Annotated in this window: 22 protein-coding genes and 1 pseudogene; 5 read left to right on the top strand and 18 right to left on the bottom strand. The window is 72.4% G+C overall.

Annotated features, from left to right (window positions below):
• Positions 1 to 54: 54 nt before the first annotated feature.
• The 3 genes from ABD347_RS25350 to ABD347_RS25340 are packed head-to-tail and all read right to left on the bottom strand — an operon-like array spanning position 55 to position 3,097.
• Positions 55 to 885: a carbohydrate ABC transporter permease gene (locus ABD347_RS25350; RefSeq protein WP_344365419.1), complete on the bottom strand. Its 831-nt coding sequence runs from the start codon at positions 883 to 885 to the stop codon at positions 55 to 57.
• A complete protein-coding gene (locus tag ABD347_RS25345) occupies positions 882 to 1,787 on the bottom strand; it encodes a carbohydrate ABC transporter permease (RefSeq protein WP_344365416.1) in 906 nt (301 codons plus the stop codon). Before ABD347_RS25345 ends, ABD347_RS25350 begins: the two co-directional genes overlap by 4 nt.
• A complete protein-coding gene (locus tag ABD347_RS25340; RefSeq protein WP_344365413.1) occupies positions 1,784 to 3,097 on the bottom strand; it encodes an extracellular solute-binding protein in 1,314 nt (437 codons plus the stop codon). Before ABD347_RS25340 ends, ABD347_RS25345 begins: the two co-directional genes overlap by 4 nt.
• A gap of 208 nt (positions 3,098 to 3,305) precedes the next feature.
• Between ABD347_RS25340 and ABD347_RS25335 the strand changes: the two genes are divergently transcribed.
• A complete protein-coding gene (locus ABD347_RS25335; protein WP_344365411.1) occupies positions 3,306 to 4,043 on the top strand; it encodes a Clp protease N-terminal domain-containing protein in 738 nt (245 codons plus the stop codon).
• A 256-nt stretch (positions 4,044 to 4,299) separates the two neighbouring features.
• Here the strand turns inward: ABD347_RS25335 and ABD347_RS25330 are convergent.
• From ABD347_RS25330 to ABD347_RS25305, 6 genes and pseudogenes are all read right to left on the bottom strand, one after another.
• Positions 4,300 to 5,034: pseudogene (locus ABD347_RS25330) on the bottom strand (alpha/beta fold hydrolase); the annotation flags it as partial.
• Positions 5,031 to 6,287 (bottom strand): 3-carboxy-cis,cis-muconate cycloisomerase, encoded by a 1,257-nt coding sequence (pcaB, locus tag ABD347_RS25325; protein ID WP_344365409.1) that lies wholly within the window; start codon positions 6,285 to 6,287, stop codon positions 5,031 to 5,033. The gene pcaB and the pseudogene ABD347_RS25330, both read right to left, overlap by 4 nt.
• The gene (gene pcaG / locus ABD347_RS25320; protein ID WP_425575760.1) at positions 6,284 to 6,934 is read right to left on the bottom strand and encodes a protocatechuate 3,4-dioxygenase subunit alpha; all 651 of its coding nucleotides are present in this window, start codon (positions 6,932 to 6,934) and stop codon (positions 6,284 to 6,286) included. Before pcaG ends, pcaB begins: the two co-directional genes overlap by 4 nt.
• Positions 6,862 to 7,635, bottom strand: a complete 774-nt coding sequence (gene pcaH, locus ABD347_RS25315; protein WP_344365406.1) for a protocatechuate 3,4-dioxygenase subunit beta — start codon at positions 7,633 to 7,635, stop codon at positions 6,862 to 6,864. The genes pcaG and pcaH overlap by 73 nt, the downstream gene beginning before the upstream one ends.
• A gap of 20 nt (positions 7,636 to 7,655) precedes the next feature.
• Entirely contained in the window at positions 7,656 to 8,291 is a 636-nt protein-coding gene (locus tag ABD347_RS25310) for a CoA transferase subunit B (RefSeq protein ID WP_344365403.1), read from the bottom strand.
• Complete coding sequence (locus ABD347_RS25305) at positions 8,291 to 9,070, bottom strand: CoA transferase subunit A (protein ID WP_344365402.1); 780 nt, start codon at positions 9,068 to 9,070, stop codon at positions 8,291 to 8,293. Before ABD347_RS25305 ends, ABD347_RS25310 begins: the two co-directional genes overlap by 1 nt.
• Before the next feature lie 160 nt (positions 9,071 to 9,230).
• On the opposite strand from ABD347_RS25305, the gene ABD347_RS25300 reads away from it, so the two are divergent.
• Complete coding sequence (locus ABD347_RS25300) at positions 9,231 to 9,743, top strand: MarR family winged helix-turn-helix transcriptional regulator (protein WP_344365400.1); 513 nt, start codon at positions 9,231 to 9,233, stop codon at positions 9,741 to 9,743.
• 187 nt (positions 9,744 to 9,930) lie between these two features.
• Here ABD347_RS25300 and ABD347_RS25295 read toward each other — a convergent pair whose 3' ends face one another.
• Complete coding sequence (locus ABD347_RS25295; protein WP_344365398.1) at positions 9,931 to 11,301, bottom strand: FAD-dependent oxidoreductase; 1,371 nt, start codon at positions 11,299 to 11,301, stop codon at positions 9,931 to 9,933.
• Between the two features lie 95 nt (positions 11,302 to 11,396).
• Between ABD347_RS25295 and ABD347_RS25290 the strand changes: the two genes are divergently transcribed.
• Positions 11,397 to 12,752, top strand: coding sequence for a phosphatidylethanolamine N-methyltransferase family domain-containing protein (locus ABD347_RS25290; protein WP_344365397.1), 1,356 nt, complete (start codon positions 11,397 to 11,399; stop codon positions 12,750 to 12,752).
• Here ABD347_RS25290 and ABD347_RS25285 read toward each other — a convergent pair.
• From ABD347_RS25285 to ABD347_RS25270, 4 genes are read right to left on the bottom strand one after another with little or no spacing between them, the layout of a single operon-like run.
• Positions 12,746 to 14,821 (bottom strand): prenyltransferase/squalene oxidase repeat-containing protein, encoded by a 2,076-nt coding sequence (locus ABD347_RS25285; protein WP_344365394.1) that lies wholly within the window; start codon positions 14,819 to 14,821, stop codon positions 12,746 to 12,748. The two genes, ABD347_RS25290 and ABD347_RS25285, sit on opposite strands and share 7 nt — an antisense overlap.
• Positions 14,712 to 15,893, bottom strand: a complete 1,182-nt coding sequence (locus tag ABD347_RS25280; protein ID WP_344365391.1) for a Rieske 2Fe-2S domain-containing protein — start codon at positions 15,891 to 15,893, stop codon at positions 14,712 to 14,714. The genes ABD347_RS25285 and ABD347_RS25280 overlap by 110 nt, the downstream gene beginning before the upstream one ends.
• Complete coding sequence (locus ABD347_RS25275; RefSeq protein ID WP_344365389.1) at positions 15,890 to 17,275, bottom strand: cytochrome P450; 1,386 nt, start codon at positions 17,273 to 17,275, stop codon at positions 15,890 to 15,892. Before ABD347_RS25275 ends, ABD347_RS25280 begins: the two co-directional genes overlap by 4 nt.
• Before the next feature lie 14 nt (positions 17,276 to 17,289).
• Positions 17,290 to 18,345, bottom strand: a complete 1,056-nt coding sequence (locus ABD347_RS25270; protein WP_344365386.1) for an NAD-dependent epimerase/dehydratase family protein — start codon at positions 18,343 to 18,345, stop codon at positions 17,290 to 17,292.
• A 137-nt stretch (positions 18,346 to 18,482) separates the two neighbouring features.
• Between ABD347_RS25270 and ABD347_RS25265 the strand changes: the two genes are divergently transcribed.
• Complete coding sequence (locus tag ABD347_RS25265; protein ID WP_344365383.1) at positions 18,483 to 19,829, top strand: FAD-dependent oxidoreductase; 1,347 nt, start codon at positions 18,483 to 18,485, stop codon at positions 19,827 to 19,829.
• Positions 19,830 to 19,889: 60 nt separating this feature from the next.
• On the opposite strand, the gene ABD347_RS25260 is transcribed toward ABD347_RS25265, so the two are convergent.
• The 4 genes from ABD347_RS25260 to ABD347_RS25245 all read right to left on the bottom strand — a co-directional run bounded on the left by ABD347_RS25260 (position 19,890) and on the right by ABD347_RS25245 (position 22,841).
• The gene (locus tag ABD347_RS25260) at positions 19,890 to 20,462 is read right to left on the bottom strand and encodes a hypothetical protein (RefSeq protein WP_344365381.1); all 573 of its coding nucleotides are present in this window, start codon (positions 20,460 to 20,462) and stop codon (positions 19,890 to 19,892) included.
• Between the two features lie 16 nt (positions 20,463 to 20,478).
• The gene (locus ABD347_RS25255; protein WP_344365378.1) at positions 20,479 to 21,555 is read right to left on the bottom strand and encodes a DUF1295 domain-containing protein; all 1,077 of its coding nucleotides are present in this window, start codon (positions 21,553 to 21,555) and stop codon (positions 20,479 to 20,481) included.
• 15 nt (positions 21,556 to 21,570) lie between these two features.
• Complete coding sequence (locus tag ABD347_RS25250) at positions 21,571 to 21,885, bottom strand: hypothetical protein (protein WP_344365376.1); 315 nt, start codon at positions 21,883 to 21,885, stop codon at positions 21,571 to 21,573.
• A gap of 77 nt (positions 21,886 to 21,962) precedes the next feature.
• The gene (locus tag ABD347_RS25245; protein ID WP_344365374.1) at positions 21,963 to 22,841 is read right to left on the bottom strand and encodes a class I SAM-dependent methyltransferase; all 879 of its coding nucleotides are present in this window, start codon (positions 22,839 to 22,841) and stop codon (positions 21,963 to 21,965) included.
• Positions 22,842 to 23,141: 300 nt separating this feature from the next.
• Here ABD347_RS25245 and ABD347_RS25240 point away from each other — a divergent pair, with 300 nt between their 5' ends.
• Positions 23,142 to 24,275, top strand: a complete 1,134-nt coding sequence (locus tag ABD347_RS25240) for an acyltransferase family protein (RefSeq protein ID WP_344365373.1) — start codon at positions 23,142 to 23,144, stop codon at positions 24,273 to 24,275.
• The last annotated feature ends 16 nt before the right edge of the window (positions 24,276 to 24,291 follow it).

Below are 24,291 nucleotides of genomic sequence, written 5' to 3'. Positions count from 1 at the left end.
GGCGGCGGGATTGTCGGGGCGTGTGCGGCGGTCCGCCGCCATGGGCGGCGCCCGCTACTGGCCGGCCAGGCCGGTGTGGGCGACGCCTCGGACGATCTGGCGCTGGAAGAGCGCGAAGACGATCAGGAGCGGAAGTCCCGCGATGACCACGGAGGCCATCATCTGGGCGTACCGCAGGCCGTAGGACGACTGGACGCTGACGAGCCCGACGGGGAGGGTCATGCCGTTGGGGTCGGTGGTGACCAGGAACGGCCAGAGGAAGTTGTTCCAGGTGGAGATGAAGGTGAAGATCGCGACCGCGGCGAGGACCGGCCGCGACAGCGGCATCACGATCGTCCAGAAGACCCGCCAGCGCCCGGCGCCGTCCACGAAGGCGGCCTCCTCCAGTTCGCGCGGCACGCCGTCGAAGAACTTGACCAGGATGAACACCATCGCGGGTACGGCGACCTGCGGCAGGATGACGCCCCAGTAGGTGTCGACGAGCCCGAGCTGGACCATCTCCGCGAACAGGGGGGCGATCAGCACCTGCGGCGGCACCATGATGCCGGCGAGGACGATCCCGTACAGGGTCCGACGGCCGCGGAAGGCGGTGCGGGAGAAGCCGTAGGCGGCCATCGCGCACAGGACGACGGTGAGCAGGGTCGTCATGACGGAGATGTAGGCGGAGTTGACCATCCACTGGGGGAGGTCGCCGGACGCCCACACCTGCCGGTAGGCGTCGAGGGTGAGCGTCGAGCCGAACCACTCCAGGGGCGTCTTCGTCGTCTCGCTCTCCGGCTTCAGGGAGGTGGCCACGGCCCAGGCGAGCGGCAGCACCCAGACCACCACCAGGGCGAGCGCGGCGAGCAGCATCGCCGCCCGGCCGGGCGTCCAGCGGGGTCTCATCGGGCGTTCTCCTCACGCGTACGGCGGGACAGGCGCAGCTGCACCAGGGAGACGAGCAGGATCAGGGCGAAGAAGACGTAGGAGACGGCCGACGCGTATCCGATCCGGTAGCCGGTGAAGCCGGCCTGGAAGACGTACTGGAGGATCGGCCGCGTCGCGTCGTCGGGGCCGCCGCCGGTCATGATGTAGACCTGGTCGAAGATCTTCAGCGAGGCCAGGACCTGGAGGACGACGACGACGCCCGTGGTGGTGCGCAGCATGGGCAGGGTGATGTGGCGCAGCCGGCGCCAGGGGCCCGCGCCGTCGAGTGCGGCGGCTTCGTACAGGTGCTGCGGGATGGCCTGGAGCGCGGCCAGGTAGAGCAGGAAGTTGAAGCCGACGGTCCACCACACGGTGGTGAGGACGATGGAGAGCATCGCGTACCGCTCGTCGGTGAGCCAGCCGATGCCGGGGTGCAGGCCGACGGCGGCGAGCGCCTGGTCGGCGAAGCCGAAGTCGGCCGGGTAGATCACCCACAGGAACAGCAGGCCCACCACGCCGGAGGGCAGCAGGAACGGCGCGAACCAGGAGAGGCGCCAGAGCCACTGCGCGAAGCGCAGGTGGTGGGCGAGCAGGGCGAGGCCCAGGCCGGTGAGGACCAGGGGGACGGTCGACAGGACCGTGAACCAGACGGTGTTCCACAGGGAGGACCAGACGTTCGGGTCCTGGAGTGCCTCGGCGTAGTTGTCGAGGCCGATGAAGTCGCCGCCGATGCCGGCGATGTTGTCGCTGCTCATGCTCATGCCGATGCCGGAGAGCAGCGGCCAGAGGAGGAAGAGTCCGTAGACGAGGAGGAAGGGGGCGATGAAGACGAGCCCGTGTTCGCTCCAGTGGCGCCGTACTGGCGGAGGTACGTGGCTCACGCGGCTCCTCCGAAGGGGTTGGGCGTTTCGAGCAGGGTGCGCAGCCGGGCCTTGGCCTCGGCGAGGGCGTTCCGGGGGGTGCGGGAGCCGGTGAGGACGCCGGAGAAGACGGCGCCCAGTTCGATCCACATGACGGAGGCGGAGCCGGCGAACCAGGCGGGCTCGTCGAGCGCCACGTCGTCGACGACCGAACGGTAGGCGGACTGCGGGGTGAGCTTCAGGTACTCGGGCTTCGCCAGGGTGGGGAGATAGGCGGGTACGTGGCCGCCCTTCGCCCACTCGACGGTGTTCTTGAGCATCCAGGCGACGAAGGCGTGCGCGGCCTCGTTGGTGGCTCCCCCTCTGCCGTTCTGGTGCGGCAGGACGAAGGCGTGGCAGTCGGCCTGGGCGGTGGGGCGGCCGAAGAGGTTCGGCACCCGGGTCACGGAGAACGGCAGTCCGGTGGTGAGGAAGGAGCTGATCTCCCATTCGCCGTTGAGGTAGAAGCCGGTCCTCCCGTTGTTGAAGACGCCGATGGCTCCGACGTAGTCGACGCGCCGGACGGCGAGGCCCTCCGCGACGAGCATGCGCATGTACTCGAGCGCGGTGAGCGCCTTGGTGTCGTCGATGGCGAGGCTCGTGCCGTCGGGTGACAGGACGGCGCCGCCGAGTTGGGAGTAGAGGGTGGAGAACAGCCGCCAGGGGCCGATGCAGTCGGCGCCGAGGGTCTCGGTGACGAGGGCGGGCCGGCCGGTGACCTCGGTGACGGCGCGGAGGGCCGCGGTGAACCGGTCGGCCCCCTTGATGGGGCGGAGCTTCCCGTCGGCGTCGAGCAGTCCGGCCCGCCGACAGATCTCGGTGTTGTGGAACAGCACCATGGGGTGGGTGTCGAGCGGGATGGCGTACTGCGTTCCGTCCACGGCGCCGCGCCGCCAGATGCCGTCGGGGAAGTCGTCGGCGTGGACGCCGTGCTGGGCGAGCAGGTCGAGGTCGAAGGGGTCGAGCAGCCGGCCGGGGGCGAATCCGGCGAGCCGGGCGAGGTGGAGTACGGCCACCTCGGGTGCCCGGCCGCCGGCTCCGGCCATGCCGAGCTTGGTGTAGTACGGGGCTCCCCACTGGAAGGTGGCGGCCTCGACGGCGATGTGCGGGTGCCGGGCCCGGAAGGCGTCCAGCATCGTCTGCATGTTGATGCCGTCGCCGCCTCCGAAGAGGTGCCAGTAGCGGAGCCTGGTACGCCCCTCTCCGACGGTCTGTGGCGCGGCGCAGCCGGCCGCCAGCACGCCGCCCGTCGCGGCGAGCACCTGTCTGCGGCTCAGGGAAGGAAGTCCCATCCCCACCCCCTGTATCACTCTCGTTCGGGATTTCGAATGACGCTCGTAACTTCGAACGGGACCGTAGATTCGAACGCCGTTGGCGTCAATGACTTGCGCAGACAATCTCCAACGAGCCGATCAATGTTCGGAGTTACGAACACGAGAGGGGCCGGTGATATGTCAACTTCGGGTTGACGCCACTCGGATGTCAACTTACGGTTGACGCATGACGAAACCAGTCGGAATGACGCCCCCCGTCCGCCTCGACGACCTGATCGAGGCCATCAAGCAAGTCCACACCGACGCGCTCGACCAGCTCTCCGACGCGGTGCTCGCCGCGGACCACCTCGGCGAGGTGGCCGACCACCTGATCGGCCACTTCGTCGACCAGGCCAGGCGCTCGGGCGCTTCCTGGACGGACATCGGCAGGAGCATGGGCGTGACCAGGCAGGCCGCCCAGAAGCGCTTCGTACCGAAGGCCGGCGAGTCCTCGGACCTCGACCCCTCCCAGGGGTTCGGCCGCTTCACCCCGCGTGCCCGCAACGTCGTGATGGCCGCGCAGAACGAGGCACGCGCGGCGGGCAACGACGAGATCCACCCCGAGCACCTGGTGCTGGGGCTGCTGCACGAGCCGGAGGGGATGGCGGCCAAGGCGGTCGTCGCGCAGGGAGCCCTCCTGGACACGGTCCGGCAGGAAGCCGCCGCCGCCCTGCCGCCGAAGGCGGACGCCGCCCCCGACCTGGTCCCCTTCGACGCCCGGTCGAAGAAGGTCCTGGAGCTGACCTTCCGCGAGGCCCTGCGCCTGGGCCACCGCCACGTCGGGACGGAGCACCTCCTGCTCGCCCTGCTGGAGTTCGAGGACGGCCAGGGGCTCCTCACCGGCCTCGGCATCACCAAGGCGGCCACCGAGACCCAGGTGGCCAAGGCGCTGGCCGCCGCCGGGACGGCACCCGGCGACGACTAGGACGCGACGCGCAGGCGGCTCGCGGCCCGGTGCGTGGACCCCGGGCGCGGGCGACCGGCCCGCGGTGGCGCGGCCGGCCGGGGACTCCGGACCGTCCGGTCGCGGCCCCGTCCGCCGGGCCCCGTTCCGCCAGGACCCGCCGGGCCCCGGGACGCCTCGGCGCACGAGGGGCGGGGGTCGGGAGCGGGACGGCGCTGATCGCGTCACGGGCGGGACCCGCGGCGGTGGCCGCCGCCAAGTCCGGTCACGCCGCGCCGAAGTGCTCGCGGAGTGCGGCCAGGACGGCGGCGGGCTGTTCCGCGGGGGCCAGGTGCGAGGCGTCCGGGAGCTCGGTGAGGACCGCGCCCGGGATCGCGTCGGCGAGCTCTCGGGCGTGGGCGGGCGGCGTCGCCGGGTCCTGGAGGCCGGCCACCACCAGGGTGGGAACCGTGACCGCCGGCAGGTCGGGGCGCAGGTCGTACGCGGCGAGGGCGTCGCAGCACGCGGCGTACGCCGCCGGGTCGGCCCGGCGCAGGTCCTCGACCAGGCGGGGGGCGGTGAACCCGGGGGTGAACCAGCGCGCGGGTGCCGTCGCGGCGAGGGGCGCGGTGCCCTCGCGGCGTACCAGGGCGGCCCGTTCGCGCCAGGGGCCGGGGGCGCCGAAGTGGGCGGAGGAGCAGACGACGGCCAGCCGGTGCAGCCGCTCGGGGTGGTGGACGGCGAGCCACAGCCCCACGGCGCCCCCCAGCGACACGCCCGCGTAGTGGAACCGCTCCAGATCCAGCGCGTCGGCGAGACGCAGGACATGGGCGGCGAGGTCCGCGACGGTGGCCCCGGGGGCGACCAGGCCGGCCGGGGCGGATCCGTGGCCGGGCAGGTCCCATCGGACGCACCGGTACGGCAGGCCGGGGGCGACGTCGTCCCACAGCGCGGTGGAGGTGCCGAGGGAGGGCCCGAGGAGGACGGGGGGCGCGGTGGCAGGGCCCTCGGCGACATGGTGGAGCAGGTTCATCGGCGTTCCAGTGCACGGTCGGTGAGCCGCGCCGCCGCGCCGGTGTAGTGGGTGGGATCGGTCAGTCCGGGCGCGATGCCGAGGACCTCGGCGAGGGGTCTGCCCGTCGTACGGACCTCCTGGGCCGCCTGCGTCAGGCGGTCCTTCGGGACGTGGGCCCGGAGCCGTTCGGAGACGATCAGTCCGTCGGTGAGGTCCAGGTCGGCGCGCATCCGCGCGGGGTGCACGCGCAGTCCCTCGGCGAGGCGCGCGGTGTCGTGGGCGGCGCCGCCGACGAGCCGCAGCAGGTCCCGCAGCGGCTCCCATTCGGCGTGCCAGGCCCCGGCGGGCCGCTCGTCCTCGGCGACGAGCGAGCCGTACAGCACGGCCGCGTGGGCGGGCGCGCGGCGGGCGGCGGCCGCGACGAGGGTGGCGCGCACGGGGTTGGCCTTGTGCGGCATGGCGGACGACCCGCCGCCGTCGCCCTCGCTCACCTCGCCGATCTCGGTACGGGACAGGACCAGCACGTCGGCCGCCGTCTTGCCCAGCGCCCCGGCGGTGAGGGCGAGGGCGCCCGCCAGGTCGGCCACCGGGGTACGGAGCGTGTGCCAGGGCAGCAGGGGCTCGGCGAGGCCGACCTCGCGCGCGTAGGCGGCGACGAGCGCGGGCGCGTCGTCGCAGCCGTGTGCCGTGAAGGCCGCCAGCGTGCCGGCCGCGCCGCCGAGTTGGGCGGGCAGCCGGCCGCGGACGGCCGCGACGCGGTCGCGGGCGTCCAGCAGCATGCTCCGCCAGCCGGCCGCCTTGAGGCCGAAGGTGGTGGGCACGGCGTGCTGGGTGAGGGTGCGTCCGGGCATCACGGTGTCGCGGTGCTCGGCGGCGAGCGCCCGCAGGGCCCCGGCGGCGCGTTCCAGGTCCGCCAGGACCGGGGCGAGGGTGCGGGCGGCGACGAGCATGGCGGCCGTGTCGAGGATGTCCTGGCTGGTGGCGCCGCGGTGCACGTACGGCCGGGCGTGCTCCGGTACGGCGGCGGTCAGGTCCGCGACCAGCGGGATCACCGGGTTCCCCCCGGAGCGGGCCCGCAGTGCCAGGTCCCGGGCGTCGAAGTGGCCCGCGCAGGCGTCCGTGATCGCCCGGGCGGCCTCCGGCGGCGCCTGGACGCGGGCGAGGGCGGCCTCGGCGTCGAGCATCGCCCGCAGGAAGGCCCTGTCGGAGGTGGTCTCCTCGGCCGGTGTCCCCGCCCGTCCGGGGGCCAGGAGCCCGTCGTCGTACGTCATGTGAACTCCAGGAAGACGGTCTCCCCCTCGCCCTGCAACCGGATGTCGAACCGGTACGTGCCGCGTGGTCCGGCCTGGGCGACGAGCGTCGCGCGGCGCGCGGGGTCGAGGGAGGCGAGGAGCGGGTCGGCGGCCAGGGCGTCCGTGTTCTCCGGCAGGTGGACACGCGTGAACAGGTGGTGGGTCAGGCCCCGGGCGAAGAGGCAGACGCTCAGGTACGGCGCGTTGTCGCCGCGCGCGCCGGGGCGGAGGGTGCGTACCGCCCAGTGCCCGTCGGCGTCGGTCGGTACGCGGCCGAAGCCGGTGAAGTCGGTCCCGTTGCGGCCGAGGTGCCCGCCGGTCACCGGGTCGCGGCGCATCGAGCCGCCGGTGCGCGGCAGTTCACCGTCCGGGCCGGGGCCCCAGACCTCGACCAGTGCGTCGGGCACGGGGGCGCCCTCGCCGTCGAGGACCCGGCCGTGGACCGTGATCGTGTCCGGGTGGCCGGCCGGCGCGACGTCGCCCCCGCCGGGGAAGGGGAGGGCGTACCCGTAGAAGGGGCCGACGGTGTGCGAGGGGGTGGGCCTCAGGGTGTTCAACGGCCTTCCTCCGTCCAGGTGGCGGCGGGGCCGTCGAGGACGATGTCCCAGCGGTAGCCGAGGGCCCATTCGGGCTGCGACAGGCTGTGGTCGTACGTCGCGACGAGCCGCTGCCGCGCGGCGGCGTCGGTGACGGACTGGAGGATCGGGTCGTGGGGGAAGAGCGGGTCGCCGGGGAAGTACATCTGCGTGACGAGGCGCTGGGTGAACGCGGAGCCGAAGAGCGAGAAGTGGATGTGGGCGGGGCGCCAGGCGTTGGTGTGGTTGCGCCAGGGGTAGGCGCCGGGCTTGACGGTCGTGAAGGTGTAGCCGCCGTCGTCGTCGGTGAGGGTGCGGCCGACGCCGGTGAAGTGGGGGTCGAGCGGTGCGGGGTGCTGGTCGCGCTGGTGGGCGTACCGTCCGGAGGCGTTGGCCTGCCACAGTTCGACGAGCTGGCCGCGTACGGGACGGCCGTCGCGGTCGAGGACGCGCCCGGTGACGGTGATGCGCTCACCGAGCGGCTCACCCGCGTGCTGCCGGGTGAGGTCGTTGTCGAGCTCGGTGACGTCGGTGCCGCCGAAGACGGGCGAGGCCAGTTCGACCGCCTCCGGGTCGCGGGCGGTGGCGATGGTGGCGAGCGGCTGGTGCGGGTGGCGCAGCAGGCTGGAGCGGTACGGCGGGTAGTCGCGGGCCGGGTGGTCGGAGCGCGGGGCGCCGTCGGCGACGGCCTTTTCGTACGCGTCGCGCTGCCGGACGATCCGGCGGTCCATCTCGGCCTGGGTGAGTGCCATGGTGGTGGGCTCCTTCCGGCCTAGCGGGCCGTGCGGACGGGGGCGGCGGTCGCCCGCCGGATCTCGTCGGGGGTGACGCCGGGGGCGGTCTCGGCCAGGACCAGGCCGTCACCGGTGACGTCCAGGACCCCCAGGTCCGTGATGATCCGGTGGACGCAGGCGCGGCCGGTGAGGGGCAGGGTGCACTCCTCGACGATCTTGGGGCTGCCGTCCTTCGCGGTGTGGGTCATGGTGACGATGACGCGGCGGGCGCCGTGCACGAGGTCCATGGCGCCCCCGATGCCGGTGACGAGCTTGCCGGGGACGGCCCAGTTGGCGAGGTCGCCGGTGGTCGAGACCTGCATGGCGCCCAGGACGGCGACGTCGATGTGACCGCCGCGGATCATCCCGAAGGAGAGTGCCGAGTCGAAGTAGGAGGCGCCGGGCAGGACGGTGACGGTCTCCTTGCCCGCGTTGACGAGGTCGGGGTCGACCTCGTCCTCGTACGGGTAGGGGCCGGTGCCGAGGATGCCGTTCTCGGATTCGAGGACGACGTGGACCCCGTCGGGGAGGTGTCCGGGGATGAGGGTGGGCAGGCCGATGCCGAGGTTGACGTACTCGCCGTCGCGCAGTTCGGCGGCGGCGCGGGCGGCCATCTCGTCGCGTGTCCAGGCCATCAGGCGCCCGCCTTCCGGGTCGTACGGCTCCGGGTCGTACGGTTCTCGATCTTCTTGTCGGCGGCCTGCTCGGGGGTGAGGGCCACGACGCGCTGGACGAAGACGCCGGGCAGGTGGACGTGGTCCGGGTCGATCCCGCCGGGTTCGACCAGCTCCTCGACCTCGGCGACGGTGATCCGGCCGGCCATGGCCGCGAGGGGGTTGAAGTTGCGGGCGGACTTGGCGAAGACCAGGTTGCCGTGGCGGTCGCCCCTGGCCGCGCGGACCAGTGCGAAGTCGGTGCGGATGCCGCGTTCGAGGACGTACGGCACACCGTCGAACTCCCGGACCTCCTTGGGCGGGGAGGCGAGCGCCACGCCGCCGTTCCCGTCGTACCGCCAGGGCAGGCCGCCGTCGGCGACCTGGGTGCCGACGCCGGCGGGGGTGTAGAAGGCGGGGATGCCCGCGCCGCCGGCCCGCAGCCGTTCGGCGAGGGTGCCCTGCGGGATGAGCTCGACCTCCAGTTCGCCGGCGAGGTACTGGCGGGCGAACTCCTTGTTGGCGCCGATGTACGAGCCGGTGACGCGGGCGATGCGCCCGGCGGCGAGCAGGACCGCGAGGCCGGAGTCCATGGCGCCGCAGTTGTTGGACACCACGCCGATGCCGGTGATCCCGGTCGCGTGCACGGCCTGGACGAGCACGTTCGGTACGCCGCTGAGGCCGAAGCCGCCGACGGCGAACGACGCCCCGTCGTACACATCGGCCACGGCCTGCGCGGCTGTGGCCACCACCTTGTCCATCCGCCGCTTCCTCCCGGTCGGCAATTACTCAGTACACTGAGCATCTGTCGTCGGTCAGCAGCCTGACAGCGGGACCAGCGCCGGTCAAGACCCTCAGTGCGGCTACATTCCCGTGAGACACTGACCCGGCTCACGACCCCTGGGGAGAGAGGAGTGCCCCGTGCCCGCACTCGACCTCGGCAGCCACCCGGGCCACCTGGCCAGGCGTCTGCAACAGGCGCACACACTGCTGTGGACCACGATGGTCTCGGAGGAGGTCACCTCCCCCCAGTTCGCCGTGCTCAACACCCTGGTCGGGGAGGACGCCCTGGACCAGCGCACGGTCGGCGAGCGCGTCGGGCTCGACCGCTCCACCATCGCCGAGGTGGCCCGTCGGCTGGCAGACCGCGAACTCGTCGACAAGGTGCGCGACCCGCACGACGGGCGCCGCTCCGTGCTGCGCGTCACCGCCGAGGGCCTGCGCGTGCACAAGCGGCTGGCCGTCCGCACCGCCCGGATGAACCAGGTGTTCCTCGCCCCCCTGGCCCCGGACGAGCAGACGGTCCTCCTCGACCTGCTGCGCCGTGTGTCGGACGCGGCGGAGAGCCTCCGCAACCCGCCACCGCCGGACACCCCCGCACCCCGCGCCCCGCACCCCGCCCCGGCCGGCGCGTCACGGCCTCGGGAGACATGACCCGGCGACGGTTCCGCGTGCGCCCGAGCCGCTCGCCGTACGCCTGCGCTCCCCCGTCTGGACGACCGCCCACAGGCACCGCACACCGACTCCGTGGCCCGGCATGCCGGCCCTCGCCGCCTCCGCCCTCCGTGGGGAGTAGCCCGGCAGCACGGCTACCACCGGCCGCGCGTTCCCGCTCGCCGCCTCAGGCGCCGCGGAAGGCACGGCCCACCACCATGCGGCCGTAGAAGTCGAACCAGACCCCGGCCTGCGGATCGTCTGCGAAGGGGTAGTCGGCGCCGAGCTGACGGGCCACGCTCAGCCCCGAGATCAGGGCATGCTCCTGGCTGTTGATGCAGGTGTGGGCCCCGCAGTACCAGGTGTGGTCACGGCCCTGGAGCCGGGGCAGCAGCGGCTGGAGGACCAGCACGTGCCGCAGGTCGTGAACGACGTGCTGGAACCACTCCCGGGCGACGACGGCGTCCGCACGCACCGGCCTTTCCGGGTTGTACGTCACCAGCAGGGGGCGGTCGGAGTCCCGGGCCCACGGTTGCTGATTGTGCATCAGGTAGGTGATCTCGTAGTTGTCCGGCCGACTTCCGTACTGCCGGACGAAGGTGCTGCGGGTGCGCAGGACGTCGGTGTCGTCCTCGGGCAGCACGGAGGGGTCGTAGTGCACGACGGCGTGATGGTGCAGCTCGCTGTTGTAGCGAACGGCACCCAGCAGGCGGCGTTCCAGGGCGGAGGGACGGTCCAGCAGGGGCAGCGCCTGATTGGCGTTGCAGGCCATGATCACGGCGTCGAACCGTTCCTCGCGGCCGGTGGCGTCCCGTACGGTCGCCCCCCGCGCGTCGCGACGGACCTCGGCCACCGGGCGGCCGGTATGGATGCGGTCGGCGAAATCCGCCGTCATCCGCCGGTAGATCTCCCGGGTGCCGCCCGGCCAGGTCGTCATGGGGGTGGACCTCTCCACGTCGAAGAAGTCCAGGTAGCGGGCGAACATGGCGGCCGGCATGGAGAAGATGTCGGTGGCAAGGACGAAGTTGATGAACATCGGCTTGAGGATCGCGTACCGGAACCCGGTGGAGATGCCCCACCAGTCCAGCGCCTGCCGCATGCTGACGAAGTTGAAGGGGTTGGCGGTGACGGCCGGCCGGGACGGACGGTTGCCGAAGACGCCGAACGTCCTGAGCGTCCGCAGCATGCGCCGGAATTTCCTCAGATCCTCGCGGTACCGCCGCTTCAGCGAACCGTCGAAATCATGGGCGTGGACACCGTCCCGGTAATGCACGGCGTAGGAGAAGCGGGTCTCGACGGGTGTGATGTCGCAGTGCCGCAGCAGGGCGACGAAATTCTGATATACGGAAGGGATGAAAGCCGTCACCGAGATGTCGACGGGGACAGTCCCCCCGGACGCCTGGGGCATGTCCACGGTGGCGGCATTCCCGCCGATCCGCTGCTTCTCCTCGAACACCTGGACATCGAAGCGGTCGGCATTCCTGCTCAGGGCCCACGCCGCGCCGAGACCGGCCATTCCGGCACCCACCACGGCCACACGTACGGGTCTGTGCACCATTACGCCTTCCTCGTCCGGTACTGAACATGAGCGGCGCCGGAATGGACCCGCGTGCCACGGGAAAGGCTAGTCACGGGCTGCTCTAGATTCCATTCATGGTCAATGACGAAGTGCGGCTGGACCGGCATGGAGTAACACCGGACCTGCCGAAATCCCGTTCACGTGTCCGTGGTTCCACGGTTTTCCTGCGGTGTTTTCTCTTCCCGCTGGTGCTGATCGCCGTCACACCGTCCGTCGTGTTGCTGCTGTGGGGATGCGGGGTGTGGCTGGACGGTTCACTGGCGGCCCTCGTGACCCCGGCCGGATTCGCCCGGGTACTGCGCCACCTGCCGGCGCCCAGCCTGTCCGCCGCCTTGATGATCTGCGGTTTCGTGCTCTTCCAGGCGGTACTGCTGAAGCTTTTGCCGGGGCGCGTCCACCGCGGGCCGGTCACCCCGGCCGGTGTGCGCCCGGTATACCGGGCCAATGGAATCGGTGCGCTCCTCGTCACCCATGCCGTCTTCCTCGGCGCGTCCGCCGGTCTCCGGCTGTTCCCCGCCGGAATCCTCTACGACCGGTTCGGCTCCCTGCTGATCACCGCGTGTCTGCTCTGTTTCGGGCTGTGCCTGGTCCTGTACTACAGAGGGTTGCGCCGGCCGTCCGGACCCGACGCGGGTTCCACCGGACATCCGGTCCTCGACTACTTCTGGGGTACGGAACTCCACCCGTCGGTCCGGGGACTGGACCTGAAGCAGCTCTTCAACTGCCGGGTCGGCATGATGTCGTGGAGCCTGCTCACGGTCTCGTTCGGCGCCGCCCAGTACGAGCGGACAGGATCCGTCTCCTCCGCCATGGCGGTCTCGGCCTTCCTGCAACTCGCCTACATCCTCAAGTTCTTCTACTGGGAGGACGGGTACTGCGCGACCCTCGACATCATGCACGACCGGTTCGGGTACTACCTGTGCTGGGGCGTGACCGTCTGGTTGCCGGGTGTCTACACGCTCGCCGGCCACTACCTCGTCACGCATCCCCGCCAGTTGTCCTGGACGGCCTCAGCCGCCCTGCTGCTGCTCGGGCTCACGGCTCTGGCCCTCAACTACTCGGCCGACGAACAGAAACAGCGCGTCCGCCGCACGCACGGCGAGACCCGCGTGTGGGGCAGCCCGCCGAAGCTGATCCACGCCCGCTTCACCACGGGCGACGGCGAGACCCACCGGTCCCTTCTGCTGTATTCCGGCTGGTGGGGCCTGGCGCGCCATTTCCACTACCTGCCGGAGTTCCTGGTCGCCCTCGCCTGGACGCTCCCCGTCGGGCACGGACACGCCCTCCCGTACTTCTACCTCGTCTACCTCGCGGTGCTTCTCCTCGACCGCTGCGGACGCGACGAACGCCGCTGCCGGGAGAAGTACGGGGCCGCCTACGAGGAGTACTGCCAGAAGGTGCGCTGGCGGATCATCCCCCGCGTCTACTGAGACCCCGGCCCACCCGAACCCGCGTCCGCCGCCCGGAGCCACCGGCCCAGCGCCCAGGCCGGGAAGTACGAGACGTACAGGCGGTAGTCGAGCATCGCGGTGCCGAAGAACACCCCGTTGACCGACGAGGAGACCCACGTGCCGTCGGGCTCCTGCCGCGCGCACAGCCACCGGACGCCCGCCTCGACCGCCGGGTCGTCCTGCCGCGCGACCTCCATGAGTGCGAGCAGCGCCCATGCCGTGGACACCGGCTGGCTGACCCGGTGCTCCACGTACCGGTTCTCGGTGCAGCCGCGGTGGTGCTCCCCCCAGCCGCCGTCCGCACGCTGCACCGCCCGCAGCCAGTCGGCGGCGCGGCGCAGCGCCGGATGAGCGGCGGGCAGGCCGGCCGCGCGGAGACCGCGCACGGCGAACCATGTGCCGTAGATCCGGTTGACACCCCAGGCGGCGGGCCAGGAACCGTCCCCGTCCTGGCCGCGGAGGAGGAAGGCGACCGCCCGCTTCCGCGCCCGGGCGACAGCGGCAGGGGACAGCCCGGGAACACCGGGCGGCAGCGATGCGAGAGCGACCAGCGCGGAGCCGGTGCACTCCACGTAGGACCCCTCGACGACGCAGTCGCTGAACATCTCCGCCGGATTGAGCGCCTCCAGCCACCGCGGGCCGCGCCGTCTCTCGTACGTGCCGAAGCCCCCGTCCCGGTTCTGCCGGTCCAGGAGGAACAGCGCGGCCTCACCCACCCGGCCAGGGGTGATCCAGGCTTCCCGGGGCAGTCGGCCGCGCACGTGCAGGAGGGCGGCGACGGCCTCCGCCGTACAGTCGCTGACGGGCCAGCGGTGCCCGCCCTCCGAGAAGCACCAGCCGCCCAGGGCGGGAGAGCGGCCGGTCACCGCGGGGTCGGGGACCTCCCGCGAGACCTGCGCGCCGCGCAGGAACGCGGTCGCCCGGTCCAGGGCCCGGCCGGTGGCCCCGGTGGCCGTCCCGTCGGCGAGCAGGGCCTCCACGGCGAAGGCGGTGTCCCAGGTGTGCGAGCGGGCCCCGGCGTACCGGATGCCGTCGTGGTCCTCCCAGCGCCAGTACGCCAGAGCGGCGAGGGCCTCGTCGGCCGCACCGGAGCCCGGCCGGCTGTGGTGCAGCACGAGGACGTTGAGCAGCGCGCTCACCGGGGAGATGCCGAGCCCGGCCGTGACCCGCTGTTCGTGCACGACCCGCAGGCGGCAGCGCTCCAGCGCGCGGTCCCGGACCCGGCGCGCCGGGCGGCGCTCGTACCCGCGGGCCAGCGCGTACACCGCGCGCAGCAGCCGACCGGGCGGGACGTGGACGTCCGGTCCGGACGCGCGCCGCCCGCGCGGCAGCGCACCGTGGCCGGAGGGACCTGAGCCCCCCGCGCGGGGCGGCGCGTCCGGCTCGCCGAACAGTTCGGCGCGCAGCTCCCCGCCGAGTGGTCCCAGGCCGGCCCGGTAGCGGCAGCCGTACAAGTACGCCATGGCCTGGTAGATGGCACGGGTGTGGCAGTAGAGCCGGTCCGGGTGGACCGGGGCCCGGCGCGGCAGGAGGAAGATTTCCGGCGGGGCGGGGGCGACGTCCCGGTAGTCGTACAGCCCCACCAGTGCCAGCCAGAACTTCCCCCAGCCGGGAACCGAGGGGACACCGCCCGGCTGGGCGCGCATCCAGGACACCGCCCGTCGGCACAACTCCCCGTCCGGGTCCTCCCCGAGCAGCCGCAGCGCCACATGGGCGAGCACGGTGCAGTACATGGAGGTTGCCGACTCCGGGTGCAGCCCCCACCCTCCGTCCGCCGTCACGGTCGTGCGGTAGTGCTGGACCATCGCCTCCCGCTCCCGCGGGTCCGTCGGCCTGCCGACGATGTGGGCCACGATGACGTACTGGGACAGGATCATGGTGTTCCACACCATCTCCCCTTCCCAGCAGCCGTCGGGGCGCTGCTGGGCGAGCAGCCGGTCAGTCGCGCGCCGGTGCGCCGTCCGTGGCGTGGGGAGCGGGGGCGCCGGGGCGGCGTGGGGGACGGCGGCGTGCGGTGCGGCGCTCGGCGGCTTCACGTTCTCGGTCAAGGTGGTCCTGCCATTTGCGGACGGTGAGGTCCTGGAAGAGGTGGACGGCCGGGTTCAGTTCGACGACGGGTGAAGTGAAGTTCTCCTCGTAGCCCCGCTGTTCGGCCTCGACGGCGTCTCCGTCCTCGCGCAGCAGCGGTCGGACCGCGAGCGCGCCGGCGGCCTTCATCAGGGGACCCATGAGGGGGCGGGGAACGCGCAGCCGGGTTCCCGGGACGGTGAGGGAGTCGAAGTAGAAGACGAAGAACACACGGGTGGTCGTGCGGTCCATCGGCAGGACGAAGCACCAGTGCTTGATGGACCCGCCGGTGTCGGAACGCTGGTACGGGTAGTCGAAGGCGAGGTCGATGGAGGTGGTGTCGACCCGCTCGCGGTCCACGAACCGCCCCGTCACGCGCCCGCCACCGATCTTGGTGCGGTAGGTGAGCCGGACGCTGTCGCCCACCGCCTCGCAGTGGGTCAGCCGTGCGTCCCAGAACGGGCGGTACTTGCGGTGCAGGTAGGCGTGGGTGAAGTCGCTGACGTTGTCGATGATCATCGAGTGGTGGGCGCGCCAGGTGTAGTCGGCGTCGATCCGCGCCCATGGCTTCGGCCCGTCCAGCTCGGGGATGTCCGGGATGGCGCGGTCCCGCGCGCGCGCCGGGTCACCCGGAAAGATCCAGATCAGGCCGTGGCGGGTGGTGACCGGGTAGCCGGTGATCCGCACCTCCGGCTCCGCCCGGCCGAACAGGTCGTGGGCGTAGTGCACCACCTTCCCGTCGCCGTCGTACGTCCAGCCGTGGTACGTACAGGTGAGGTGGCAGCCGTCGACCTCGCCGCCCGAGAGTTTGAGCTGGCGGTGGGCACAGCGGTTCTCCAAGGCCCGCAGGACGCCGTCGTGCCCCCGGTAGACGGCGATGGACCGGCCCCAGAAGCGGGTCTCCACGACCTGCCCGCGGGCTACCGCCCTGTCGTACTCGACCGGGTACCAGTAGTCGGGGTCCATGCCCGCGGCCCGCGCCCTCTGGCGCTTGTGGCGCGCCGTGGTGAAGTCGGGCGGTCCGGCGGGCGGGCGAGCGGCGGGGGTGTTCACCGGTCGGCCTCCGTGAGTCGTACGGACACGAGCGGCGCGCAGCGCCGGCGGTAGCGGACCCGGCAGGGGGCGCGTGGCGCGGGGACGAGGGTGGAGTAGTCGGGGACGTGCGGGCCGGTGGCGAGTTCGAGGTCGAACCGCCGCAGCAGCACACTCCAGATGATCTTCACTTGCTGGTAGGCGAACGCCATGCCCACGCAGCGGTGCTTGCCGCCGCCGAACCCGATCAGCGCGTACGGGCAGGCGTGTTCCTCGCGTCCCGGTCCGTACCGGGACGGGTCGTAGTGGTCCGGGTCACGGAAGACCTCCGGCTGCCGGTGCGCGACGGCCGGTGACACCATGACGAGGGTGCCCGCCGGGACGAGCCGGCCGCCGTACCGGAAGTCCCGCAGGGCCTTGCGCATCAGCACGACCAGCGGCGGGTGCAGGCGCTCGGCCTCGCGGACGCACCACTCCAGCCGCTCCATGCGGCGCAGCGCCCGGACGTCGAGGGGCGCGTCCCGCTCGATCGCGTCCTCCTGCTCCCGGACGAGGGCCGCCACCCGCACGGGGTCGTCCAGGAGCAGCACGCCGGTCCAGGCGGCGAGGACCGCGCTGGTGTGCTGCCCGGCGAAGATCATGCCGATGAGGAGGCCGGTGACGGTCTCGTCGGGCAGTGGCGCCCCGTCCGGGGTGCGTGCCGCCATCAGGGCGGCGAGCACGTCCTGCGGCTCGTCACCGGCCGGGCCGGCCGCGCGGCGCTCGGCGATGACGCGGACCAGGGTGGCGCTGAGCGCGGCGCGGGCCCGGTCCCTGCGCCGGAAGGACGGCAGTGGCAGCCGGGGGCTGAGCAGCCCCGCCAGCCGGATGCCGGACTCCAGGTCGTGGTAGAGACGCGGCAGCCCGGGACCCATGCGCTCGCGGAACCCGGTACCGAACAGGCAGCGGGTGGCGATGGCGACGGTGAGGTCGTTCATGACCTCGACCAGGTCCGCCTCACCGCGCTCGGCCCAGGCGGCGAAGTGGCTCTCGGCCTCCTCCTCCATGACCCGGGCGTATCCGGCGAGGCTGCGCGAGGTGAGGGCGGGGAGCAGATGGCCGATCTGCCGGCTCATCTCCTCCGGTTCGGCGTCGTAGGCGACGCCCGGTCCGAAGACCGGTGTCATGAAGCGGTACGCCTCCCTGGGGCTGAGCACCGCCTCGTCCGCGCGGAACACCGCCTCGTGCGCGGGGCGGCCGCACAGGAAGACCACCGGCTGTCCCAGGAGGGTGAAGGAGAAGTCGCCGCCCATCCGTTCACGGCCGCGGCGCAGGAAGGCGACCGGGTCGCGGCCGAAGGCGGCGGCGTGACCCAGCCAGGGAACGCGGCCGCCGGGGAGGCGGGGCGCTGTCCGGGACGGCATGCCGCCACCGGCCGTCACGGCACATCCGCCGTCACGGCCGGCGCGGTGCGCACACGGGGAAGCGGCGCCGGACGGGCGTGTCCCGGCCGGTCGATCAGCCGGCGCCGTACGAAACAGGCGTACGCCTCCTCCACGGCCTCGGCGATCCCGGTGGGCCGGTACCCCAGTTCGTCGAAGGCGCGTGAACAGTCCGCGCGCCGCCTCGAGCGCAGGAACCGGATGGCGGCCGGGGTGAAGCGCGCGTGGCGGCCCGGCGCGACCATGGACAGCACCGGCTCCGCCAGTTCCGCGACGCCCGCCATCAGTCCGGCCGGGATGCGCAGCGACGGCTTGGGCACCCCGCAGACGGAGCTGTAGATGTCCATCAGCTCGTCCACGGTCCGGAACTGCGTGGACAGCAGGTACTTGCGCCCCGGGCGGCCATGCCGCATGGCCAGGAGGTGCCCCTGCACCAGGTCGCGTACGGAGACGAACTCGAACCCGCCCGGCAGGTAGGCGCGCAGCCGCCCGTGGGCGAAGTCCAGCAGCAGCCGCCCCATCCGGGAGGGCGCGTAGTCGTGGGGGCCGATGATCGCGGTGGACGCCGCGATCACCACGTCGAGCCCCTCGGCAGCCGCCCGCAGGCATTCGTGCTCCGCCAGGACCTTGCTCATGGTGTACGGAGCGTGCCGGGAGAAGGGGTAGAACGGCTGGTCCTCGGCGCTGGGCCGCCCGGGCGCCTCCCCGGTGGCGCCGAACGAACCCGTGGCGACCACCCGCGTGACGCCGGTACGCCGCGCCGCCACCAGCACGTTGCGCGTGCCCAGCACGTTGGTGCGGTAGATCTCCTGCTTCGCACCGGAGGTCGTGGAGACCTGCGCCGCACAGTGGAAGACGCGGTCACAGCCCTCGACCGCACGGTGGACCGCCTCCGCGTCCCGCAGATCCCCGAAGGCGCGCTCGACGGCGAGACCTTCCAGGGCGGGCGGGCGGACGGCCCGGTCACCGCGGACGAGCACCCGGACCTCTTCGCCTTCGTGCAGCAGCCTGCGGACGAGATTGGCACCGAGGTGCCCACTGGCTCCGGTCACCAGGATCACGAAACACCTCTGGAGAATGTGTGGAGCCGTGGGCCCCAAGCCTCATGCGGCACTTAGAGTAGCCATATGCGGGCCTGTCGTTACTCTTCGTCAACATCCGCGTGTCGTCGCCCCGTCGGGACCCTTTCGTGACGCGCCCGCGGACGGCGGACGCCGCCGAAGTGGTGGTGATCGGGGCGGGACCGGCGGGCTGCGCGTGCGCGTTGGCCTTCGCACGCCGGGGAGCGCGCGTCACCGTGCTGGAAGCCGGCCGCTCCTCCCCGCGCCGTCTGGCCGGGGAGTGGGTCCAGCCCGCCGGTGTGGAGGCACTGCGCCGCATCGGCGTCGACCTCGTGGACCATGCCGGCGGAACACCCAACCGGGGATTCGTGATGCACCCGGGGGACGGCACCGCGCCGATCGCCCTGCCGTACCCGGAAGGCGGCGCGGTCAGCCTGTCCCACGCCCGCCTGACGGAGGTCCTGCGGCACGCCGTCACCGAGCACCCGGGCATCGAACTGACCGCCGGGGTCCGGGCGCTGGAGGCCGATCCGTACGGCACGGTCCGCACATCGCGGGGCACGGTACGGGGCCGCCTGGTCGTCGGCGCGGACGGCCGGTCCTCCGTGGTGCGCGCCTCCCTCGCCCGTACGGAACCCGGGGGCGGCCTGGCCCCGAAGGTGCCGCTCTCCCACATGGCGGGACTGGCCCTGGACGACGTCCCGCTCCCCGCCGAACAGTACGGGCACATCATGCTGGGCGGCCCCGGCCCGGCGCTCGCCTACCGGCTCGACGAGCGCACCGTACGGCTGTGCCTCGACGTTCCCCTGGCCCGTCCCGACCCGCGGGAGCTGCGCTCCTACCTGTGGCACGGCTACGCCGACGCGCTCCCCGCGCCCCTGCGCCCGGCGATGGCGGCCCAGTTGGAGGCGGGACGCGTGCGGTGGGCGGCCAACCACTTCCGGCGCCGCACCTTCTACGGTCGCGGTCGGTGCGCCCTGGTGGGCGACGCCGCCGGACACACCCACCCCCTCGTCGCCTCCGGCCTCAGCGCCGCGTTCCTGGACGCCGAGTGCCTGGCGCGCTCCGCCGGCGTGGCGGCCTACGCTCGCGAGCGCACCCTGCAGTGCTGGACGTCGGACCGCCTCGGCGCGAGCATCCACCGCATCCTCACCGAGCACACCCCCGCGACCCGTGCCCTGCGGCGGGCCATGTTCGCCATGTGGCGTGGCGACACGGGGAAGAGGGACCGCTCACTGCGCCTGCTGGCGATGACCGAGAACCGCAACCGCACCTTCGCGGCGGCGTTCCTCGACGTCCTGACCCGGGCCGTGTCCTCCTCCGCCCACCACGCGGTCACCACGGGCCGGTGGGAGGAACTGGCCCAGGAGATCGCCGGGTACCTCACCTGGCTGGAGTGGCTCGGCGGCCCGCGCGCCGGGATTCCCCCCAAGCAGTACGGCAGGCGCCCCCTGATGACTTTCCTCGGCCCATGACCCACCGGCCCGGTGGCCCGGCGGCCCGGCGGTCGCTACAGGGCGGCGGTCCGGCGGTCGCTACGGTCCGGCGGCTCCCACGGGCCGGGAGGTGACCCGCTCGGCCGGGTCCGCGCCCGAGGCGGGCCCCGTCCCCGGGCCGGTCGTACGGAACCGCCGGAGGACGGCGCGGAAGGCGAACCAGGCCAGCAGGAGGTTCCCGGCGAGCCAGGGAAGGTTGGGGGCGTAGAAGATGAAGTACCCCCACGCGGTCTTCTCCGGCATGTGCGCGTACCCGTCCAGTACGGCCGTCCAGAAGTACAGGACGACCGAGTACGAGACGTAGGACGACACCGCGAGCTGGAGTGGATAGCGGTACGGGCTGCCGCGCAGGACCGCCACGGCGATCAGTGCGTTCAGCAGCTGCGTGACGCACACGTGCAGCGTCTCCAGGGCCAGCGGGAAGTGGATGTCGCCCTGCCCGAAGTATGAGCGGTCCCCCGCCGCGTAGATGGAGAAGAGATCGGCGAAGAGATGGTTCTGCCGGTGGATGTCGTCGAAATGCAGGATGAAATACAACTCCAGGGTGAATGCGAGGAGAAGTGAGAAGGCCAGGAATCCCAGGGTGATCCTGTCCTCGGTCGTCCGGCGCATCAGGGCTCCTGAGGGTTCAATAGAGGAAGGGCACCATGCGGAATCTGGCCTTCTGGCAGTAGCGCTCCCACAGCGCGCCGTACTTGGCGCGGCAGCGCCGGTCGTCGCGGTGGGCCCGGTGCGCGAAGAGGACCAGAAGCCACACCACGACCGTGTAGGGCAGGAACGACTCGGTACCGCACAGCAGCGTCCAGCCGAGATAGACCAGCAGCTCTCCCGTGTAGTTGAGCTTGCGTCCGATCCCCCAGAAACCGGAGATCAGCAGCCGCCCTTCCAGCGCCCGGGCCGGCCTTCCCCAGATCCGGACGCGGCCGTCGCTCCGGAACCTGTGCTTCTGCTCGTTGGCGCCGCGGAACATCCAGAAGCCGAGGCAGAACACCACCCCGGACAGGGCGGCCTCCCAGCCCGTGAGGGGCGCGGTCATGTCGACGAGGGTGAGGCCCGGCAGCCCGTAGAAGAACGGCACCAGGACGAAGTCCCCCCAGACCAGCATCAGTCCGAACCGCTCCGACATGACGTCCCAGGTGTACATCATCCCGTATTCGAACTGGAAGTAGTTGGCGATGTAGAGGAAGAACAGGAACTGGTAGACCGCCATGCGGTCACTGATCGCGCCGTGTTCGACGAGCTGGACCGCCGCCCACGACACATTGACCAGGAAGAGGGCGATGAGGGAGGGCCGATAGGCGAACATCTTCAGATCGACCCCCGCGAGGCGGGGGTTGAGCCGCACACCGTAGAAGAAGTCGGCCAGCGGATGCCTGCCCGACGGCTCGGTGGCGCCCCGCCGGCCCGCCGTGTACAGCCCGGCGGCGATGACGAGACTCACCGCGTTGGCGGCCACGAACAGGGCGGCGGGATGCCGGGCCGGGTAGGCCATCACCTCCGGGGCCAGGAGCAGTCCGGCTCCGGCCGCGGCGGCGCAGAGCGCGAACAGCGCCGCCCCGTTGAGGTGGTACTCCTCACGGTGCCCGCCGGGCAGTACGGGCCCCCGCACACGCCGCCCGGGCAGCCACAGCGAACCGGCGAACAGCACGGTGAGGTACGCCGCCACGACGCCGGTCGCCACGGCGGTCTCCTGCAGGAAATCCATCGTGCGTCCCGGCGCTCAGCCGGCGCTGAGCTTGTCGAACGCGCCGACGAAGACGCCTCCGGCGCCGCGGGTCCGCCGGACCCGGTCGTACAGCGCACGGCCGGACGTCGCGCGGTCGCACATCGCACGGTCGGACATCGCGCGGTGCTCCTCCCGCGTGAGCCGGGACAGCGCGTACGGGGCCTGGTGGCCGCCCTGCCGGCCGACCGGGCAGACCCGCAGCTTGTCCGCCTCACGGTCGCGTACGAGCGCGTCGCGCGGCCGGGCGCCCGGCGATCTGCGGGAAGGAGCGGAGGGCGGCCGGGTGGCGCGGACGGAGGTCTGGGGCACGGGGTGTCACCTCTTACGGGTCGTGCCGCTCACGCGGAGCACCTCGGCCGGTACTCCGGGCGGCTTGCAGGCGGCGCTCAGGAGGGCTTGCGTGCCGTCCAGCAGCAGATGACGAACGCACCGGCGCGGGCTGCTTCGCACAGTGCGGTGCCGGCCCTCTCCATGAAGGCGAGGAGAGGAGTCATGTCCTCGCGGGGCACGGCCGCCATCAGCTCCTCCATCTCCCTCCAGTTGGGCTCCAGGTCCCCGTCCTCACCGAGGTCGTGCAGGTCCTCCACCACGAGGCCGGCCGCGGCCAGGTCCGCCCCGAGCGCGGCCGGGCTGGACAGGACGGGGAGCGCCAAGCCCTGGCACACCGGCTCCACATGACGCTCCTGCTGCTCCGGCGTCAGCCCGTCGGCCTGGAACCAATCGCTGCCGAGGTACACGCCGCCGGGCTTGAGCACCCGTGCCGCCTCGGCGTGGACCCGTGCCTTGTCCGGCGCGTGGCAGATGGCCTGGATGCTGTAGACGGCGTCGAACGACCCGTCCGGGAAGGGCATGTGCGTGGCGTCGCCCGTCCGGAAGTCCGTCAGATGGGACATCCCCTGCGCGGCGGCGTGCTCCCGGGCGTACTCCACCCGGTGCTCCACCAGGTCCAGGCCCGTCACATGGGCGCCGCTGTGGGCGGCGATGGTGACGGCGGGGCCGCCCACTCCACTGCCCACCTCCAGCACCGCCGTCCCGGGGCCGAAGCCGCCGCGGTCGGCGATGCTCCGCTCCGCCGCGGCCATCGCCTCGGCACGGCTCTCCCCGCCCATGAACGGGGGGAAGTGGTGCGACTGGCCCCAGGCGGCGCGGTAGAGCTCCGTGGAGAAGGCGTAGTACTCGCGGACCAGCGTGGTGTAGAGCCGCCTGCGCTCCTTCGGATCGCCGGCGAGCTCCTCGTAGGCGCGGGTGTCCGTGACGGTTTCCATGACTGCTCCCTCGAACGGAAGGGCCGCGCCGGCGTCGCGGGCCTGTCCGCGGATCAGAAGGCGGGAGCGAGCGCAGCGAACGGGCTGATCGGTTGCCGATCCTGGCACAAGCGGACGCTGCGGAGAGTGACCGTCGGCGCGCTGTTCACCCGGATGCCCTCACGCTCCGCGCTCGCGGGGCGGAGTGACCCCGGTGCGCTGATCCGGTGACGCCCCCGGCACCGGCGGGGTTCTCCGAGGCGGCGGCGACTCTACATTGAGGGGGTGACCGCCCCTCCGCAGCTCGAGAGGCTGCCGTCGTTGACGGGATTGCGATGCGCGGCCGCCCTCGCGGTCTTCGTCTGCCACGCCGCGATCCTCGTCGCCCAGGACCGGGGAGGCCCCATCCCGCGTGCGCAGGTGTTCGCCGTCGTCCTCGGGCCGGTCGGCGTCTCGTTCTTCTTCGTCCTGAGCGGGTTCGTCCTGACCCACTCGGCCCGTGCCACGGAGACGGCGGGGCGCTTCTGGTCGCGCCGGGGTTTCCGGATCTACCCGGCCCATCTGGCCGTCTGGGGCCTGTGCATGGTTCTCTTCCACGGCGCGGGTGTGCCGCGGGTGACGGCCGCCGGCCCGGCCGGCGACCTGGCCGGGGCTCTCCTGGTGCACACCCTGATCCCGGTCGGCCGCATCCCCGCGGGCGGCAACAGCGTCACCTGGTCGCTCACCTGTGAGCTGGTCTTCTCCCTCTGCTTCCCCTTCCTGCTCCCCGTGGTCCTGCGTTTGCGGCACCGGCACCTGCGGTACGCGGCCGCCGGCGCCGTGCTCGTCACCTGGGCGGTGCCGCTCGCCGCCATTTCCCTGCCGGGGGCACCCGTCGGACTCCAGTTCCCGGGGCTCGACATGACCGAACCGCAGGTCTACCTGGTGTACCTGTTCCCCCTGAGCCGCCTGGCCGAGTTCGTTCTCGGCATGGTCCTCGCCCGGATGCACGCCCGGAAACCCGCGGCGGGACCGGGCGTCACCCTCAGCGGCACGCTGGTCCTCGCCACCGCGGCGGCTGCCCTGGAGTGGCTGCCCGCGCCCTTCCTCCTGGCCGCCGCCACCACGGTCCCCAACGCCCTCCTCGTCCGCGCCGCTGCGGCGGCCGATGTACGGCGAGAGGGCTACTGCCTCCTGCGCAGCCGAGTCGTGGTGCTGCTCGGGGACTTGTCGTACGCGTTCTACCTCCTGCACTACCCCGCCCTCATGGCGGTGCGCCATGTCGCCGGCCCTTCCTGTCCGGTGTTCGCGCTCGTCGGCGTCGCCCTCGGCGCGAGCCTCATCGGCTCGTGGCTGCTCCACACCCGCGTCGAACGCCCCACCATGCGCTGGTTCGCCCGGCGCACCGCCTCTGCGCGGGGGGACGGCCCTCCCCATCCGCTCACTGGCACACCGTCGAGTCCCTCACCCGGCTGACGGACGGCAACGTCCG

The organism is Streptomyces gobitricini (genome assembly GCF_039532985.1).
In the GTDB taxonomy this organism is placed as follows: Bacteria; Actinomycetota; Actinomycetes; order Streptomycetales; family Streptomycetaceae; genus Streptomyces; species Streptomyces gobitricini.
Note: the sequence above shows the minus strand (reverse complement) of the source record. Positions and strands in the feature narration are given on the sequence as shown.